Origin of the sequence: Clostridium folliculivorans (assembly GCF_024341905.1) — a bacterium.
GTDB classification, from domain to species: Bacteria; Bacillota; Clostridia; order Clostridiales; family Clostridiaceae; genus Clostridium_AR; species Clostridium_AR folliculivorans.
In genome coordinates, this window is sequence record NZ_BQXY01000002.1 from 66839 (window position 1) to 84678 (window position 17840).

Annotated in this window: 14 protein-coding genes; 12 read left to right on the forward strand and 2 right to left on the reverse strand. The window is 30.3% G+C overall.

Annotation, left to right across the window (positions count from 1 at the left end; genetic code table 11):
- Positions 1-5: 5 nt before the first annotated feature.
- From OCU55_RS06725 to OCU55_RS06755, 7 genes are all read left to right on the forward strand, one after another.
- The gene (locus OCU55_RS06725) at positions 6-689 is read left to right on the forward strand and encodes an amino acid ABC transporter permease (protein WP_261851560.1); all 684 of its coding nucleotides are present in this window, start codon (positions 6-8) and stop codon (positions 687-689) included.
- A gap of 12 nt (positions 690-701) precedes the next feature.
- The gene (locus tag OCU55_RS06730; protein ID WP_261851561.1) at positions 702-1442 is read left to right on the forward strand and encodes an amino acid ABC transporter ATP-binding protein; all 741 of its coding nucleotides are present in this window, start codon (positions 702-704) and stop codon (positions 1440-1442) included.
- A gap of 394 nt (positions 1443-1836) precedes the next feature.
- Positions 1837-2835, forward strand: coding sequence for an LCP family protein (locus OCU55_RS06735; RefSeq protein ID WP_261851562.1), 999 nt, complete (start codon positions 1837-1839; stop codon positions 2833-2835).
- Positions 2836-3037: 202 nt separating this feature from the next.
- Complete coding sequence (locus OCU55_RS06740; protein ID WP_261851563.1) at positions 3038-3781, forward strand: hypothetical protein; 744 nt, start codon at positions 3038-3040, stop codon at positions 3779-3781.
- A 25-nt stretch (positions 3782-3806) separates the two neighbouring features.
- Positions 3807-4013: a hypothetical protein gene (locus OCU55_RS06745; protein ID WP_261851564.1), complete on the forward strand. Its 207-nt coding sequence runs from the start codon at positions 3807-3809 to the stop codon at positions 4011-4013.
- Between the two features lie 255 nt (positions 4014-4268).
- The gene (locus OCU55_RS06750) at positions 4269-4841 is read left to right on the forward strand and encodes a nitroreductase family protein (protein WP_261851565.1); all 573 of its coding nucleotides are present in this window, start codon (positions 4269-4271) and stop codon (positions 4839-4841) included.
- 141 nt (positions 4842-4982) lie between these two features.
- Positions 4983-5714, forward strand: coding sequence for a hypothetical protein (locus OCU55_RS06755; RefSeq protein ID WP_261851566.1), 732 nt, complete (start codon positions 4983-4985; stop codon positions 5712-5714).
- 164 nt (positions 5715-5878) lie between these two features.
- Here the strand turns inward: OCU55_RS06755 and OCU55_RS06760 are convergent, their stop codons facing one another.
- Entirely contained in the window at positions 5879-9013 is a 3135-nt protein-coding gene (locus OCU55_RS06760) for a DEAD/DEAH box helicase (RefSeq protein ID WP_261851567.1), read from the reverse strand.
- A 561-nt stretch (positions 9014-9574) separates the two neighbouring features.
- Here OCU55_RS06760 and OCU55_RS06765 point away from each other — a divergent pair.
- The 4 genes from OCU55_RS06765 to OCU55_RS06780 are packed head-to-tail and all read left to right on the forward strand — an operon-like array spanning position 9575 to position 14643.
- Positions 9575-10963, forward strand: a complete 1389-nt coding sequence (locus OCU55_RS06765; protein ID WP_261851568.1) for a PTS mannitol transporter subunit IIBC — start codon at positions 9575-9577, stop codon at positions 10961-10963.
- Positions 10964-10987: 24 nt separating this feature from the next.
- Positions 10988-13042, forward strand: a complete 2055-nt coding sequence (locus OCU55_RS06770) for a BglG family transcription antiterminator (RefSeq protein ID WP_261851569.1) — start codon at positions 10988-10990, stop codon at positions 13040-13042.
- Complete coding sequence (locus OCU55_RS06775; protein ID WP_261851570.1) at positions 13043-13486, forward strand: PTS mannitol transporter subunit IIA; 444 nt, start codon at positions 13043-13045, stop codon at positions 13484-13486.
- Positions 13486-14643, forward strand: a complete 1158-nt coding sequence (locus tag OCU55_RS06780; protein WP_261851571.1) for a mannitol-1-phosphate 5-dehydrogenase — start codon at positions 13486-13488, stop codon at positions 14641-14643. The genes OCU55_RS06775 and OCU55_RS06780 overlap by 1 nt, the downstream gene beginning before the upstream one ends.
- Positions 14644-14722: 79 nt before the next feature.
- On the opposite strand, the gene OCU55_RS06785 is transcribed toward OCU55_RS06780, so the two are convergent.
- Entirely contained in the window at positions 14723-14869 is a 147-nt protein-coding gene (locus tag OCU55_RS06785; protein WP_261851572.1) for a hypothetical protein, read from the reverse strand.
- An 817-nt stretch (positions 14870-15686) separates the two neighbouring features.
- Between OCU55_RS06785 and glmS the strand changes: the two genes are divergently transcribed.
- A complete protein-coding gene (gene glmS, locus OCU55_RS06790) occupies positions 15687-17519 on the forward strand; it encodes a glutamine--fructose-6-phosphate transaminase (isomerizing) (RefSeq protein ID WP_261851573.1) in 1833 nt (610 codons plus the stop codon).
- The last annotated feature ends 321 nt before the right edge of the window (positions 17520-17840 follow it).

A 17840-nucleotide genomic window follows, 5' to 3' on the forward strand; every position in this document is an offset into this window, starting at 1 on the left:
ATAAAATGGTTTTTGACGAAAGTACTACGAGAATAATTAATATTCTGTTAGATGCATTTTGGCCAATATTAAAAGCAGGCTTGGTTTTTACCATGCCTGTTACCATCATATCTTTTATATTAGGCTTAATTGTAGCGCTTCTTACTGCTCTTTGTAGATTATCAAATTCAAAAATTTTAAATGGTATAGCAAAATTCTACGTTTGGATAATAAGAGGAACTCCTTTATTAGTGCAATTATTTATAATCTTCTATGGATTGCCGAAAATAGGTGTTGTATTAGATCCATTACCTTCAGCTATTATTGCGTTTACTTTAAGCGTAGGAGCATATAACTCGGAAGTAATAAGAGCAGCAATATTATCAATTCCGAAGGGACAATGGGAATCAGCATTTTCACTTGGAATGAGTAGGAATAAGGCTCTTAGAAGAATAATTTTGCCACAGGCAACTAGAGTTTCGGTGCCGCCACTATTTAACTCTTTTATAAGTTTAGTAAAGGATACTTCTTTGGCAGCAACTATAACTTTAACAGAAATGTTTCAGATTGCTCAAAGAGTTACTGCAACGACTTATGAGCCATTATGGCTTTATACTGAGGCTGCTGTAGTTTATCTGATATTCTGTACTGTACTCTCTGCAATTCAAAGAAGAATAGAAGTAAGACTTGAAAAATATGTTGCTAAGTAATGGAGGAGTACAATGATTGATATAAAAAATTTAGATAAGATTATAGGAAATAATCATATATTGAAATCTATCAATTTGAATATTGAAGAAGGCAAAACTACTGCTGTTATAGGTCCTTCAGGATCAGGAAAAACAACATTGCTTAGATGTTTGAATCTATTAGAGATTCCCAATGAAGGTGAAATTACGTTAGGGGATATGACTATGGTTTTTCGGAAGGATGCCAAGCTTTCTGAAAAGGAAATAATTTCATTTAGGAAGCAAACCGGGATGGTTTTTCAAGGATTTAACTTATTTCCACATATGAATGTGTTGCAAAACGTAATGGAAGGACAAGTAACTGTTTTAAAGCGTTCTAAAGAAGAATCAAAAGAAAAGTCTAGGAAGCTTTTGGCAAAGGTAGGATTGAGTGAAAAAGAAAACAGTTATCCATATGAATTATCAGGTGGTCAGCAACAGAGGGTTGCAATCGCCAGAGCTATGGCAATGGATCCTAAGATTATACTTTTTGATGAACCAACCTCAGCTTTAGATCCAGAATTGGAAGCAGAAGTACTTAAAGTAATGAAGGAACTAGCTGTAGAAGGTATGACAATGGTAGTTGTAACTCATAATATGAATTTTGCAAAAGAAGTTGCACATAAAGTTGTGTTTATGGAAGAGGGGAAAATACTTCAGGAGGGAAATCCAGAAGAAATTTTCAAAAATCCTAAGAACGAAAGAATGAATAGATTTTTAAATATTTTGACTTAAAGTTCTAAGTAAAAAAGCATTGTGAAAATATATTTCATGATGCTTTTTTGGTTTGTGTTATTGGTACATCTTTATCTAGAATATGCAAATTTGGAAATATAAAATTAAAGTATTTAACCATTTTGTTAATACTATAATAGAGTTTTAGTATAAATTATAATAGTGAACGCAAAAATCTTTTGATTATTCAAAGATAAATGTTCATAATAATTTAATAACATAATCAAAGCAAGCAATTGTGGTAGTTTAAGTGAAAAACATGTACTATTTAATCAGAAATAGTATTATTTTTGTGAAAAATAAATAAATTTGTGATAGAATACTGTATGTGAGCTTTGACGTCCATAAATAATTATGAGAATTTGACAATAACAGTATAATTGGAGGAATAAAGATGGCAAAGAGAGAAAAGAAAAAGAAGAGGATGAAAAAATCTACAAAAATAACTTTAATAACTATAACAGCTATTTTGCTATTTGCAATAGGTTTTGGTGCAGTGTATTTTTATAGTACCTTCTCAGGTATAAAGAAAGATACAATTTCAAAATCAGATATTGAAGGAAGCATAGACAAGGATGTAAAAGAAAAGTATGATGATAGTATAATAAATATAGCTTTACTTGGTGTTGATAGAAGAAAAGGAGATACAGGAAGATCAGATGCAACTATGGTCCTAACTGTTGATAAGAAGCATAATAAGCTTAAACTTACTTCGATTATGAGAGATAGTTATGTTAGTATTGATGGGCATGGCATGGACAAGTTAAATGCTGCATTTGCATATGGTGGTGGTGCATTATCAATAAAAACTATAAATCAAAACTTTGGACTTAATATCACAGATTATGTAGTTGTTGATTTTGGGGAATTAGCAGATATAATTGATGCACTTGGTGGTGTAGATATTAATGTAAAGCAAAGTGAATTTACTGAAACTAATAAGTATATTGAGTCAGTAATGAGAGAAGCTAACAAACCTGGAAAGACTCTTACAGCACCAGGAATGCAACGTTTAACTGGTGTACAAGCTGTTGGCTATTGTAGAATAAGATATACTGATAGTGATTTTGCCAGAACAGATAGACAAAGAGATGTATTAGTAGCAATGTTCAATAAGGTGAAAACAATAAGCCCAACTGAGTTACCTGGAGTAATAAAAAAAATATCACCATATCTAGAAACAAGCCTTGGAGTATCAGATATACTTAATTTAGGAACTGGAGTATTAAAGAGTGGTATTGGTAATATACAACAGCAAATATTCCCTATAGAAGGGCTAGATAATTGCGTAGGAACTACTACTGGAACATTCTACTTTAAATATGATAAAGATGCACTAAAGAAGAGAATACAAAACTATGTATTTGAAGATAAAGATGCTAAGAATCAATAGTATATAAAAAATAAAGTCCTAATATAGAATTATCTCTATATTAGGACTTTTCTTATATGATTTAAGTTAATTAGCTTGAAAACACTATGCTGATTTTTTACTTATTCGTACTCAATAGTATAAAATACATAGATATATTGGATATTTAACTGGTTACTGGTATAATTTAAGAGATAATTTTAAAATGAAGTGGAGTATTTGGATGGAAAAGCTATACAATGTATATACAGATTCTGATAAAATTATATTGATTAATAAAAATGTGAAAGGTAAAGCAAAAGTTTTAGTAGAAAATAAGTTTGAATTTGATAATGAAACTGAAAAACAAAATTTAATCTTTTGCTATTCACCTGATTATGAAATATTGAACAATGGTTATAGACATTTATATGATGTAAAGATACATGATGATTTAAGTAATATAAAGACCTTTTATGACAAAGATGGAATCTTAAGTGAGTTTGGAATAATATCTGATTTAAATAAGGAGTATATTCCTGTTTATATTAGATATGATCTGTTAAAAATAAAGCAAGATATGCAAGAGTTAATTAAAGCTATAAGTGATTTTTTTATTAAAAATATAAATTTGAACTATAATAAAGAAAATATTTATACTATGGGGTTATTATTCTTTTATGACTCCGAAGCTATTGATATAAATCTTACTATTGGAACTGAAAGTGAAAGGTCAAATCTTGAAAAAGGTGGTTATGACACAGAGTATCTAGGAAACTATTCTTTAAGAGTGAATTTAAATGGAGCTATAAAAGATATGCTAGATACATTAATATTAAGCATAGCAAAAGATGAATTAGTAGATGAGAATGAGCTTTTAAAACATATTGTAGATAGTGTTGAAGAAAAGTTGAAAGCTGTGGTATGTAAGGATGTAACAGCTGTTTCTAAAGATTTTACTTTTCAACAAAGCGAACAATATGATTAGAATAAGATTTTAGGAGGAAAATATTATGGAACAGAATCAAGATGAAGTAAAAGAATTATTGAAGCAATTGCTTGCGGAAGTGAAAGATGTAAAGGAAAGAGTGGCTGCTATAGAAAAAAATCAGATTCAAGTTGCTAATGCGGAACATAAGAATTGGCATATGCTTGCAGAAAAATTAGAAGTGTATGATAAGGTGCTTTATAAAGTTTTTGGTAAGAAGTCACTTGATTAAAAATTATAATTTTGTTATCAAATATAATTATGGTAAAAAACTGCTTAAAGTGATGAGCAGTTTTTTGTGTTTAATGCTAAGACTCTTAAGCTGGAATTATAAAGTACATCAGTTATTAAATAATATATTATTTTTAAAAAATCAGTATAATGAAAATTTAAACTTAGTAAAATGTATTGATGATAATTATTAAGAAATGATTGTATTAGTAAAGCTTAAATATAAATTTATTAAATTTAATTGGAGGTATAATAGATGGATGTAATGGAAGCAATAAAGACAAGGACCTCTATAGGCAAAATGAGGGAAGAAAGTGTACCAAGGGAGGTAATAGAAAATATAATTGAAGCTGGGACACATGCTCCAAATAGATATCTAACTCAACCTTGGAGATTTTTTGTTATAAGCGGAGATGGAAGGAAAGCACTTTCAAAGGTAATGGAAGATATTGTACTATCTTCAGGTGTAGATATACAAAGTGAAGTTGGAAAGAAAAAACTAGAGAAAGAAATAAATAAACCTTTTAGAGCTCCAGTAATTATAGCTGTTGCTACAGAAGTAACTGAAAACGGAAAAGCATTAAGGACTGAAGAGCTTGGTGCAACATATGCTGCGGTAGAAAATATGCTTTTAGCTGCACATGCCTTAGGTGTAGCAGCTTATTGGAAAACAGGAAAGGCTTGTTATGACAGCAAAATGAAGGAGTTTTTCGACTTAGAGCCAAAAGATGAGGTGGTTGCACTCATATATATTGGATATGCTGATATGGATAAGAAACCAACATCTAGGAAAAGCGGCAAAGATCTTACAAAATGGATTGAGAAGTAGAATGTGTAAAGAAGGATTGGGATTCGATTTGATTAATTTTGTATTGAATATATTATAGTAGTTAGATAAATAGGAGAAATTTAGTAACCTATTAATGTAAATATATTAATATATAATATACAAATATTAAGGTGGTAACCTATGAACGATTTTGGAAGCAGACAAATAATTGCAATAAAAGAAGGTGATGTTACATGGTATTTTTCGAGGGACAAAATTATATTAACCGGTGAATGTCCCTATGTAGAAACAACATTTACAAATAATATAGAGTTAATAGTACAACCACGCGGAAAAAAGCGGCCATCTTTAGTTAAGATACCTTTTAGCGGATATTACTTTCAGATATTTTTAGGCGACTTTAATGGTGATGGAAGAGATGAAATACTAGTGAGGGGGAGTTTCTTAGAAGTAAGGGGATATGCAATCGGTGTAATTTACACTTATTCAAACGGCTATTTGGAAAAGATATTTGATCATGAAATATTTACAAGTAGTTATTTATTTAAGACTAGATATCTAGATAACTATAAAATAGAAGTTATAAGTCTGCCATTAAAAGAAAAATATATAATTGATATTTCTGGAAGATCCAAAGAATATTTAGATCTATTGTTTGACTCAACAGGTAAAGTAAAAGAAAATGTTGCTCCGGCGATATCTCCAGTTATAGACATAGATCCAGTGAAATCAATTTATGACGACACATATAGTATAATAATTAAACAAAATGTCTTAGGAATTGATAATGATGATGTCTTTGCAATTATTGAGAGTTTTCTTTCTCTATATGAGAATAAGATTAAATTGATTAGTATGGGAATCCTCACTTTTGGTAAAAAAGAAGAGAAAATCACAGACTGCAGTCAGTAAGTGTAATTACGAATTTTTACTCTATTTATAACATATATGGATGTACCACTTCTTATTAAAATTTATTGTTTTTAAATTCTCTCATCAAAAGCCGTGAGGGTTTTAAAAATAGATTTCGGTTCGAAGTGGTACATCCTGTTTTGAATTTAATTACGATTTATTTTCTACTCAGTTCTATCGAAAAGACTTAATAAATCTTCTTTACTCAATCTATCAAAAGAATCACTATCTTTTAATTCTCCAGTTAATATTGAGTCTATCAATTGCTTTTTATTATGCTGAAGAGTTAGTATGTTTTCTTCTATAGTCCCTTTAGCAACTAATTTAATAACTTCAACAATATTTTTCTGTCCTATTCGATGTGCTCTATCTGTGGCTTGATCTTCTACTGCAGGATTCCACCAGGGATCAAAATGAATAACTAGGTTTGCGGAAGTTAAATTTAGTCCAGTTCCGCCAGCTTTTAAAGAAATTAAAAATACACTAACATTATCACTTTGATTAAATTCATTCACTAGTCTCAGTCTCTCCTTTGCAGGAGTTGAGCCATCTATATAGTAGTAAGCTATATTTTGTTTCTCAAGATCATCAGCTATCTTTGCTAGAGCAGAGGTGAATTGCGAAAATAGAAGAACCTTACCATTAGATTCGATTTGGTCTTCAATAATTGAAATAGCTGCTTCTAATTTACTACTGCCTCCTGAATAATTAGGTATTAGTAGTGAAGGATCTAAGCAAATCTGTCGAAGCTTCGTTAAATATGAGAATATTTCAATCTTTCCTTTTGAAGCATCTCTTAGACTTTTTCTTATATCCTTTATATAAGAACTATATATTGATTTCTGCATTGAAGTCATTTCTATAATCAGTGTTTTTTCTACCTTATCAGGCAATTCATCTATAACCTCTTGTTTAGTTCTTCTTAGGATAAAAGGACTGATAAGTGTTTTTAGAAGTTCAATGCTTTCATAATCATTAGCTGAAAACTTCTTTTCAAAACTTTCTTTGGAAAGAAGATAATTTGGCATTACAAAATCGAAGATAGACCAAAGTTCTGTTAAAGTATTTTCTAAAGGAGTTCCAGTTAAAGCAAAATGAACCTTTGCTTTAATACTTTTAATTGCTAACTTGGTTTTTGAAGCTGAATTTTTTATATTTTGAGCTTCATCGATTATGCAGTAGTCAAAGTAAGAGTCTATATAGCTCTGAACATTATTTTTTAGAGTACCATAGGTAGTCAAAATCACTGTATTATTTTCTATTAGTTCAGATAAGTTTTCAGTTTTGTTTTTATTTCCATGTATTATCTCAAACTTAATATCAGGAGAAAATCTCTCTAGCTCATCCTTCCAGTTATATATTAGAGAAGTAGGGGTAACAATCAGAAACTTTTTGTTTATTTCTGAAGTTATAAAAGCTATGGTTTGCACAGTTTTACCTAGTCCCATTTCATCCGCTAAAATACCGCCAAATCCTAAGTTAGATAGATCCCTAAGCCACTTGAAACCTTTAATTTGATAATCTCTCAATGAAGCCTTAAGTTCTCTAGGTACAAGCACTGTGTTATTTTTAAAATCAAATAAATTCTGTTCTATGTTTTGCAACTGTTTTGAAAAATTGTTCATCACATAGTTGCTGTTATTAAGTAGATGATTTGCATATGGAAGTTTATCTTTATCTATATATAAGGTTCCGTCATAGGAAGTTTTATCATTTGATAGCAAATCAAGCAAATTGAAAAATCTTAAAATTCCTTCATCTCTAAAATCTAGAAAATTATTATTGCTATCTTTGTAGAAGTTGTCGCCGGATTTATATGCCTCATGGGCAGAATTAAGTTCTGATACAGACATATCTCCAATTTGATATACTATTTTTATATAAGAATTTTCATCATAGAAGTCAATCTTTACATTAGTTGAATTGTATATTTTAACCGTTTCAAAACCTTTACCGAACGTAACTTTACCAAGTTTATGAATATTATTTTCTGTGTTGGCTAATAAATCAAAGAGATCAGGATCATTACCTATAAATAATAACTTATCTTCTTTGCATATAAATCGTAGGGCTTCTAGCTTCATTAAAACTTTATTTTCCTTAGCATAATCCCGTATGTTGCTTAAACTATTTTTCTTATCAACAAGTATATCAATTTTATTATCAAAATATAGACCGTAAACTTTGCAACATATAGTTGCATTAGCTTTGAAAATGAGAAATTCAAATTTTAGATAATTTAAGCTAAAGTTCTTGACTCCTTCACTTAAACTTATATCTTTTGATATACTAGTGATTTTTAAAATTAGCATGTCGTAGTTTTCTTCAGTTTTAACAAAGGTTAAACTATCTTCTTCGATAAATCTATTGTAAAAAGGTAAATAATTGCAAGTTTGATTTTTGCTAGGCAAATATATATTGCCATTAAAGAAAAATACATTAGCTTTAGTATCAAGCATAGTTGGCAACTTTTTATGGGTTGTCAATATAAAATGTGCATTATCATCTTTCAAAGTGAAGCTTAGGGGCAAATCTTCATTAAATATAGTAGGGGAGTACTCTATGCTTTTGTATTTAAATTGTATTTTTTCATTGACTAAAGCCTTAAAAAAATCTTTTAATTCAGACGAATCTAATAAAATAGACCGCCCATTAAGTGAAACGGATGAATTTTGTAGTTTCTGTTTTAAAAAGTGTAAAAGCTTTCTATGATTTTGATTAATCTCATATTCTTTGAGGTCATATTTGAGATGATCATCTATATAGATATAATTTTTATTAAGTATAGATGAAATAAATTGATTCAAATTAGTAATTAAATATTTATGTTTTAACCCAATACGAAACTCAGCCTCGTATGTTGAGTATTCTTTAAATGATTTAGAAATAAGTGAAATCTGCATTGTGAGAATCGACTTTTCCTTAGTATCTATATCAGTTTGCTTATCAGAATAAGTATGTGATTCATTTCGTTTTTTTAGAGAGTCTATAAATTTATATGCTGTAGCAGTTAAATGATCACACATAAACAGTGGTTTGTTTTGAGAAAAATCCTTAAAAAGACTGCAGTTGCATCTTGTATTTATTACAGTTCCTTTTGCTAAATCTATTTTTATATGCGTACTAAATTCAGTTGCATTATCCTTATTTTTTATATCACCATATATATGATAAATAGAATCTATTCTTTTTCCTCTAACTTTTTTGACAAAATCTTTTTTGAATATTTCATTTCCTTTGGTTTTCATTAAATTAGAAGAAGGTTTGAAAATTATTTGTTTTAAAGTCATAATATCCATTCTCTCACCTCATTTTGCAGAGTATTTTTGGCATCCTTAGCAATTATGTGATATTATTAATATCTGTGCATACGTAGTTCTATGAAGCAGGTAATATTATAACATATTTTTATGGATTTTATGGATATAAAGATATACATATAGTAATCAAAAAGCTTTTTATGATTTTATTGAAAGCCAATAAAATCAAATATGGTTCATTAAATCTAGTCAATAAAGTCAGATTGGTGCAACTTTATCCACTATATGTCAGTTTATATCTTAAGGCTTATGTAAACTATATATAATAGTAACTAAACTATACATAAAAAATATAAGTTTATTTAATTTAGGTTTCAAATTTGTCGTAAATGTTCTTTGTCAAAAAAATATAAAAATAGAGACACATCCTGTGAGGCAAGTGTTTAAGCCAGTTTTCGCAATTTTAAAATTGTCATTGAAAACGTATCACAAAATTGAAGTTAATTAAATTGAAAACGACTTCTTAATGTTTTATTATAAGTACATAGCAATCAAACATTAATAAAAATTATTAAAAATTATTTTATAGGAGGTCTCATAATGGCAAATAATTCATCAGCAAAAGCCAAAGTTCAAAGATTTGGTAACTTCCTTAGTTCAATGGTTTTACCAAACATCGGAGCATTTATTGCATGGGGTTTAATCACAGCATTATTTATCCCAACAGGTTGGATGCCAAATGCATACTTTGCAAAATTGGTTGGTCCAATGATTACTTACTTACTTCCAATACTAATAGGTTACCAAGGTGGTAAACTTGTGTATGATACAAGAGGAGGAGTAGTAGGTGCTATAGCTACAGCAGGTGTTGTAGTAGGAGCATCAATCCCAATGTTCTTAGGAGCAATGGTAATGGGTCCACTAGGTGGATGGTTAATCAAGAAGTTTGATAAACTAGTAGATGGAAAAGTTCCAACTGGTTTTGAAATGTTAGTTAACAACTTCTCATCTGGTATATTAGGTGGAGGACTTTCATTATTAGCTTTCACTTACATAGAACCACTTGTTGCAGGAGTTTCAACTGGTCTAGGTAATATAGCTCAAGGAATCACAAACGCTGGCTTACTTCCTTTAATAGCAATAGTTGTTGAACCAGCTAAGATATTATTCTTAAACAACGCTATCAACCACGGAGTATTATCTCCTTTAGGAATTCAACAAGCTGCATCAGCAGGAAAATCAATATTCTTCTTATTGGAACCAAACCCAGGTCCAGGACTTGGTATACTTCTAGCATTCTGGTTATATGCTAAGGGAACTGCAAAACAATCAGCACCTGGTGCTATCATAATCCACTTCTTAGGTGGTATACATGAAATTTACTTCCCATATGTATTAATGAAACCACTTTTATTATTAGCTGTAATAGCTGGTGGAATCGCTGGAGACTTAACATTTGTAGTATTACATGCTGGTCTTGTAGCAGCTCCATCACCAGGAAGTATAATTTCCTTAATGGCAATGTCTCCAAAAGGTGGACAATTACCAGTATTAGCAGGTGTTGCAGTAGCAACAGCAGTATCATTCTTAGTGGCTTCTGTAATAATAAAGAGAGATCCACAAGGTGAAGACATCGAAGAAGCTCAAGCTAAAGTTAAAGGTATGAAAGCTGAAAGCAAAGGTCAAACAATAGCAGAAGCAACAACTGGCGACGTTAAGTTAATAGTATTTGCTTGTGATGCTGGTATGGGATCTTCAGCAATGGGTGAATCAATACTTAAGAAAGCATTAAAAGATGCAGGAATAACTGGTGTTGATGTTAGTCACTCACCTGTAGACAGTATTCCAGGAAATGCTGATGTAGTATTTACTCAGGAAAACTTATACGAAAGAGCTAAAAAGTCAGCTAAAACTGATAGAATCCTAACTGTGAAAAATTTCTTAGATCGTGCTAGATATGATGAATTTATAAGTCAGTTAAAGAAATAAACTAAAAACTAGGTGTTTAAATTAATGGAAAATTTCACCCCTAGACAGCAGTTTATATTAAGTAGAATTTTAAATGAAGGCTCTTTAAATATAAAGAGCCTTCTTAAACAATTAGATGTCAGCACGAGAACAATTCTAAGAGAGATCACAGCGATAAATAAGGAACTGAAGAAGTACAGTGTTACCATATTTTCGCATGAAGATATGGAATTATCTATTTCAGGTAATAAGAAGAGTATTGAAGAATTGAAAATATCTTTAAATCAAGTTCCTATGCAATGGCTATTTAGTAAAGAACAAAGGCAGATAATAATGGCTTGTGAACTTCTTATAACAAAGGAGCCATTAAAAGCAAGTTATTTTAGTCATAAATTCAATGTTGTTATGGGAAGTATAAGTTTAGATTTAGATAATATTGAGAAGTTATTGCTTAGTAAAAATTTATGTTTATTAAGAAGAAGAAATCAAGGCATAAGTATTGAAGGATCTGAATGGAATATAAGAATAGCGCTAGTTGAGTTTTTATTAGAACTTAAGCCATATGAAGATCTTTTAGCAATATTATATGATGAAGAGGTTGATCAAACAGTTCAAGCTTTCTTCGAGATAATATTTGGAACTAAGCTTATAAATCTTGTGAAATCAATATTCAATGGTTCTAAGTTTAGTTATATAAGAGTAAATGATGTGAAGTATTTCACATTGTTTATACAGTTGCTTTTGGCAATAAGAAGAACAGAATCTGGTGACAGTATTAAACTGCCAGAGAAAATGAAAAATGAAATAATTAACTCGGAAGCATATGAAAAAATAAAAATTATTGATGAAGCTTTAGGAGAAAATGGAATAACTTTACCTGAGGAAGAACTGGTTTATTTAACTTTGTATTTAAGTGAATATAATTATTTTCTAAATAATAGTAATAATTTTATGCAATCAGATGTTAATTACGAAGATATTGCTTTAGAGTTAGTAGCTGATGTATCAAAGAAAATACAAGCGGATATTACCGGAGATACACAACTAATAAAGGATTTATCACAGCATTTTAAGCAAACTTTTTACATGCTTAATATAGGTCTTGTGGTAATAAATCCGTTAGTAAATGAAATAAAGGAGCACTATAGTGAGCTATTTAAGATAATAAAAAATAGGTGTAAGCTCATTTTTTCAAGATATAACTTGAAAATTCCTTCTGATGAAGTCGGATATATTGCTATGCATATAGATGTTGCACTTCAAAGGAAGCAAGAAGCCTCTAGGAAGATAAATGCCTTAATAGTATGTCCTGGCGGAATAGCTACAGCTAGGATACTTTCCAGCAAGGTGAACTCACTTTTTCCTGATATAGGAGAACTCACTGTTTCATCTATAAATAATATGAATAATAAAATTGAAGAGGATTTATATGATTTAATCATATCTACAGTAGCTATTAATTCTCATTCTAAAGGGAAAGTTATTGTTGTATCACCATTTATGTCAAAAACAGATATTGAGAAAATAAGTAATTTTATATTTGATTTTAAGGTAAATGGGGAGCAAAGAACTTCAACACTTTCAAGTTCTTTAAAAAAAGAGGAAGTCACAAGCTTAGATTATGAACTTGCAGATGATCTTCTGAAGAACTTTAGGTTGAATAAAACAAACGCTGATAATATTATTGAACTAATAGATTTTATTTCAGATGATGTATATAAAAGTGAACTTACTAATGATAAACAAGCAATAAAATTTGGTATAATGAAGAGGGAAGAAAAAGGAAATGTTGTTGTACCAGGAAGCAATATCGCATTGCTTCACACAAGAAGTGATAAAATGATAAGGCCTTTTGTAGGCGTATATAGAATTACAGAACCATTAAGCATGACCAGTATTGGTTTTGCTACAGAACAGACAGGTACTTTTATTGTACTTATAGCTAGAAAAGATGAAAGCAATTATATCCTACAACTTTTAGGTAAGATAAGCGTTGCATTAATAGAAGATAAAAATTTTGTAAATATATTAAAACTAGGTGGAATAGCTGATATAAGAAACTATCTAGTTAATATCGTGAATAAAGAGGAGGACATTTGAATGAACAAAAACGTTTTAGTCGAAGAAAATATTGTATTAAATCTCCCATCAGAAGGTAAATATGAGGCGATAGAAAGAGCAGGAAGATTACTAGTAGCGAACGGATATGTTAATGAAAATTATATCCAAGGAATGAGAGAAAGAGAAGATGAAGTTTCAACATTCATGGGAAATGGAGTAGCTATTCCACATGGAATGAACGAATACAAAAAACAAATATTAAACTCAGGAATAGTTATATTACAATACCCAAATGGTGTTGATTTTGGTGATGGAAATACTGCATATATGGTAATAGGAATAGCAGGTGTTGGTGATGAACATATGGCTATACTTTCCCAAATAGCATTAACTATACAATATGAAGAAAATGTAGAAAAACTAAAAGAAGCTAAAACTCCACAAGCAATAATGGAGATAATAAAAGAAGAAGGTGAAATGTAATGAAAGCTGTACATTTTGGTGCTGGAAATATAGGTAGAGGTTTTATAGGATACCTATTATCAAAATCAGATTATCAAGTAACCTTCGTGGATATTTCAGACTTTTTAGTTGACGAAATAAATAAACATAAAGAATATACAGTAATTACTTTAAGTACTTCAGAAAATAAAGAAAAGATTAATGGTGTAGATGCAATACATCTTAAAGATCTTGAAAACTTAGAAAAGGCTGTAGTAGAAGCAGATCTGATCACTACTTCAATAGGCGCTAACAACCTAGGTAGCACTGGAAAGCTTTTAAAAGGCTTATTAGAAAAGAGAATGGCAACAACTGATAAGAAAGTTGACATAATTGCTTGTGAAAATGCAATAATGGCTACTGACATGATTAAGAATGCTATACTTGAAGATGCTAGTGAAGAATTAGTTAAGTATTTAGATACTTATGTAGGCTTCCCGAACAGTGCTGTTGATAGAATCGTTCCTAATGTAAATATCGAAAAGGAACTACCTATAGACGTTGCAGTTGAAGATTTCTATGAATGGGATATTGAAAAAGGTAAGGTAAAGGTAAATGGATCAGTAGAAGGTGCTGAATACGTTGAAAATCTAGCACCATATCTTGAAAGAAAATTATTCCTTTTAAATGGAGCTCATGCAACTACAGCATATTTAGGATATTTAATGGGATATAACTTCATACATGAAGCTATAAAAGATGAGTATATAAGATCTGTAATTGTAGACTTCCATAAGGAAGCAGTAAAAGCTTTAAGTGAAAAACATAAAATGGATTTCAATGCACTTACTGAGTATTCTAAAAAGCTTGTTGGAAGATTTGAAAATCATTATCTTCAAGACGAAGTTTTCCGTGTAGGACGTGATCCAATAAGAAAGTTATCAGCTAACGATAGATTAATAACTCCATTAAAGCTTTGCTATGAGTTAAATTTAGAGTGTGGCAATATAGTTACTGGTGTAGCAGCTGGTCTTTTATTTGATGCTAAAGATGATGATAAAGCACAAGAGATTCAAAATGTTATAAACACTAAGGGTGTGAAAGAAGCTATTGTTCAATTTACTGGTTTAGAAGTAGATAATCCACTAGTTGATTTAATCGCAAAGAAGTACGAAGAATTAAAGAAATTAAAAAAGTAGTTAAATAATGAATAATTATATATAGATATAGACGTATATCCATAATATCTTTAGTTAGATACTATAGATTTCTAATCTACTATATCATTAATAGACCTACAGAAACTATATTTATAGTTCCTGTAGGTCTATTTGTTACTTCTTTCAACACAAGGGGTGAACACTGTGTTGAAATTAAGCGGTTAGTTATCCTAAAAAAATCATTTAATTCTAATAGCTCGCTCATATAGAATCTCCTACATAACCACTTAATTTCAACAATGATATTAAAACTATATTGAATATTATGATTGAAAATTAAGTTATTTTGCACAAAAAATGAGTGAATTTGTTGTGATTATATATAATTATAGTTGACTATACCAGTGAAATTTTGTTTATCAATCAAGAATTTTTTGGTGTAAAATGGATGGCCTATTTTTATTTATAGTACAAAAAAATGATAAATTTATAATAATACATAGAGGCTTGTTTAAAATGTAACAAAGAAATTGACTTTAAATACTATATAGTATAATATATAAAATTGTGAAGGCTGAAGAGACCATAATTATAGAAATACATTAAAAAGGAGGATAGAAATTTAATTAAGTATTAAATTAAGCGCTTGGGGTTAAACATTTGGGACGTGCAGTGTTTAACCAGACGAGGATGAGGAGTATCGGATATTCAGCGGGTGCCTCACGGTATGATACTACCGTTAAAGCCTGGTAAACCTAAAAAGTGATTTTTAGAACAAATCCAGTCAGGTATCAAGATATTTAAATATATCTTTATATAGAATTCCTAACTCAACTATATAAGTTATACGTGTCCGATAATCCCCAAAAGCCGGGATTATCAAACAAGTACAACTTAAGTTTCGATATAGGAATCCTTAGCTTCAGCTTTAGAAAAGCCTAATTTTTAAAAAATTAAATATTAAAATTTTGCTTCTAAGGTTGAGCTGAAATATTAAATATATTAAGCCTTCCATGGATAAAATAACTCATATAATTATGGTTGTATTAAACGAATAATTGATATGAAAGGAAGATTTTTTTATGTGTGGAATAGTAGGATATTTAGGAGAAAAGAAAGCAACACCAATATTAGTTGAAGGATTAAGCAAGCTTGAATATAGAGGTTATGATTCATCAGGAATAGCTGTTATTGAAGATGGAGAAATAAAGATCGAAAAGTGCAGAGGAAGACTTTCTAACCTTAAAGACAAAGTTGCAGACAAAGAGTATTCTGGTAGCATTGGTATAGGTCATACAAGATGGGCAACTCACGGAGAACCATCTGATGTTAACTCACATCCTCATAGCAATAAGGACGGAACTATAGCAGTTGTTCATAACGGAATTATCGAAAACTATATAGTTCTTAGAGAATGGTTAATATCAGAAGGATACAAGTTTGTATCAGAAACAGATACAGAAGTTATACCTCACTTAGTTGATTACTACTTTGATGGAAACTTAGAAGATGCTGTAATAAAAGCAACTAAGAGAATGGAAGGAAGCTATGCATTAGGAGTTGTTGCTAAGAACGATCCTGGTAAAATAGTAGCTGTAAGAAAAGATAGTCCACTAGTAATTGGTGTAGGTGAAGACGGAAAAGAAAGCTTCATAGCTTCAGATATTCCAGCTGTATTAAATATGACAAGAGACGTTTATCTTTTAGAAGATAAAGAATTCGTTGTTATGACTAAAGATGGAATAACAATATATGATGAAAGCAAGAATAAAGTAGAAAAACAAATATTCCACGTAACTTGGGATATAGATGCTGCTGAAAAAGGTGGATATGACCACTTCATGCTTAAAGAAATATATGAACAACCAAAGGCTATAAAAGATACTTTAACTTCAAGAGTTGTTAAGGGAGAAAAGATTAAGCTTGATGGTATTCATTTAACAAAAGAACAAATAGAAAACTTTGATAGAGTTTATATAATAGCTTGTGGAACAGCTTATCATTCAGGTGTTGTTGGTAAGTACGTAATCGAAAGATTAGCAAAGATACCAGTAGAAATAGATGTTGCGTCTGAATTCAGATACAGAAATCCACTTATAACAGACAGAACTCTTATGATCTGCATCAGCCAATCAGGTGAAACAGCAGATACTTTAGCAGCATTAAGACTTGCTAAAGAAGAAGGTGCTAGAATAATAGCTATAACAAACGTTGTAGGAAGTTCAATTTCAAGAGAAGCAGACGATGTATTCTATACATGGGCTGGTCCTGAAATAGCTGTTGCTTCAACAAAAGCTTATATAACTATGCTTATAGCTCTTTATATAATAGCTTTATACATGGCTGAAGCTAAGAACACTGTAAGAGAGACTGAAATAGAAAAGATTAAAGATGGTTTATTAAATCTTTCTGAAAAAACTGCTGAAATATTAAACGATGTAGATACAATCAAATCATTCGTTGATCATTTATACAGCAAGAACGATGTATACTACTTAGGAAGAGGTCTTGACTACGCAGTAGCAATGGAAGGATCATTAAAGCTTAAGGAAATATCATACATCCATTCAGAAGCATATGCAGGTGGGGAATTAAAGCATGGAACAATAGCTTTAATAGAAGAAGGCACTTCAGTAATAGCTCTTGCAACTCAAAGTGAGTTATATGACAAACAAATCAGTAATATAAGAGAAGTTAAGACAAGAGGGGCAAACGTACTAGGAATAGCAATGGAAGGACAAACAGAAATCGAAAAGACTGTAGACCAAACAATCTACATTCCAAAGGTTATGTCAATACTTGCACCAGTACTTTCAGTTATACCACTACAAATATTAGCTTACTACACAGCTGTTCAAAAGGGCTGCGATGTTGATAAGCCAAGAAACTTAGCAAAATCAGTTACTGTTGAGTAATAGATAATATGAAGACCCATGAATTGTTTAACTGAAAGAAAGTCGTTAAAAATGAAACTAAGTCGTTAAATTAAAGATTGTTGTATTGCTTAAATAAATAATAAAAATCTTAAGGCCATAGCTTAATGTAGTTATACTATATTTAAGCTATGGCCTACTTTTATATGAACTTAGAATAAATTATAGATTTTAAGTTATTTTTGTAACTCAATCATATTATGCGGAAATCGAATAAGGGCTTAGAGTTATACTAAAATGCTAGAAATGAATGATTAGCAGTTGCTTAAAAAATAAGGAATTTAGGAATAATTAGTAAAACAT

What these genes read in the sequence shown, in the direction of transcription:
- OCU55_RS06725 (WP_261851560.1), top strand. Translation starts at nt 6, where the DNA reads ATGGTTTTTGACGAAAGTACTACGAGAATAATTAATATTCTGTTAGAT.
- OCU55_RS06730 (WP_261851561.1), top strand. Translation starts at nt 702, where the DNA reads ATGATTGATATAAAAAATTTAGATAAGATTATAGGAAATAATCATATA.
- OCU55_RS06735 (WP_261851562.1), top strand. Translation starts at nt 1,837, where the DNA reads ATGGCAAAGAGAGAAAAGAAAAAGAAGAGGATGAAAAAATCTACAAAA.
- OCU55_RS06740 (WP_261851563.1), top strand. Translation starts at nt 3,038, where the DNA reads ATGGAAAAGCTATACAATGTATATACAGATTCTGATAAAATTATATTG.
- OCU55_RS06745 (WP_261851564.1), top strand. Translation starts at nt 3,807, where the DNA reads ATGGAACAGAATCAAGATGAAGTAAAAGAATTATTGAAGCAATTGCTT.
- OCU55_RS06750 (WP_261851565.1), top strand. Translation starts at nt 4,269, where the DNA reads ATGGATGTAATGGAAGCAATAAAGACAAGGACCTCTATAGGCAAAATG.
- OCU55_RS06755 (WP_261851566.1), top strand. Translation starts at nt 4,983, where the DNA reads ATGAACGATTTTGGAAGCAGACAAATAATTGCAATAAAAGAAGGTGAT.
- OCU55_RS06760 (WP_261851567.1), bottom strand. Translation starts at nt 9,013, where the DNA reads ATGGATATTATGACTTTAAAACAAATAATTTTCAAACCTTCTTCTAAT.
- OCU55_RS06765 (WP_261851568.1), top strand. Translation starts at nt 9,575, where the DNA reads ATGGCAAATAATTCATCAGCAAAAGCCAAAGTTCAAAGATTTGGTAAC.
- OCU55_RS06770 (WP_261851569.1), top strand. Translation starts at nt 10,988, where the DNA reads ATGGAAAATTTCACCCCTAGACAGCAGTTTATATTAAGTAGAATTTTA.
- OCU55_RS06775 (WP_261851570.1), top strand. Translation starts at nt 13,043, where the DNA reads ATGAACAAAAACGTTTTAGTCGAAGAAAATATTGTATTAAATCTCCCA.
- OCU55_RS06780 (WP_261851571.1), top strand. Translation starts at nt 13,486, where the DNA reads ATGAAAGCTGTACATTTTGGTGCTGGAAATATAGGTAGAGGTTTTATA.
- OCU55_RS06785 (WP_261851572.1), bottom strand. Translation starts at nt 14,869, where the DNA reads ATGAGCGAGCTATTAGAATTAAATGATTTTTTTAGGATAACTAACCGC.
- glmS (WP_261851573.1), top strand. Translation starts at nt 15,687, where the DNA reads ATGTGTGGAATAGTAGGATATTTAGGAGAAAAGAAAGCAACACCAATA.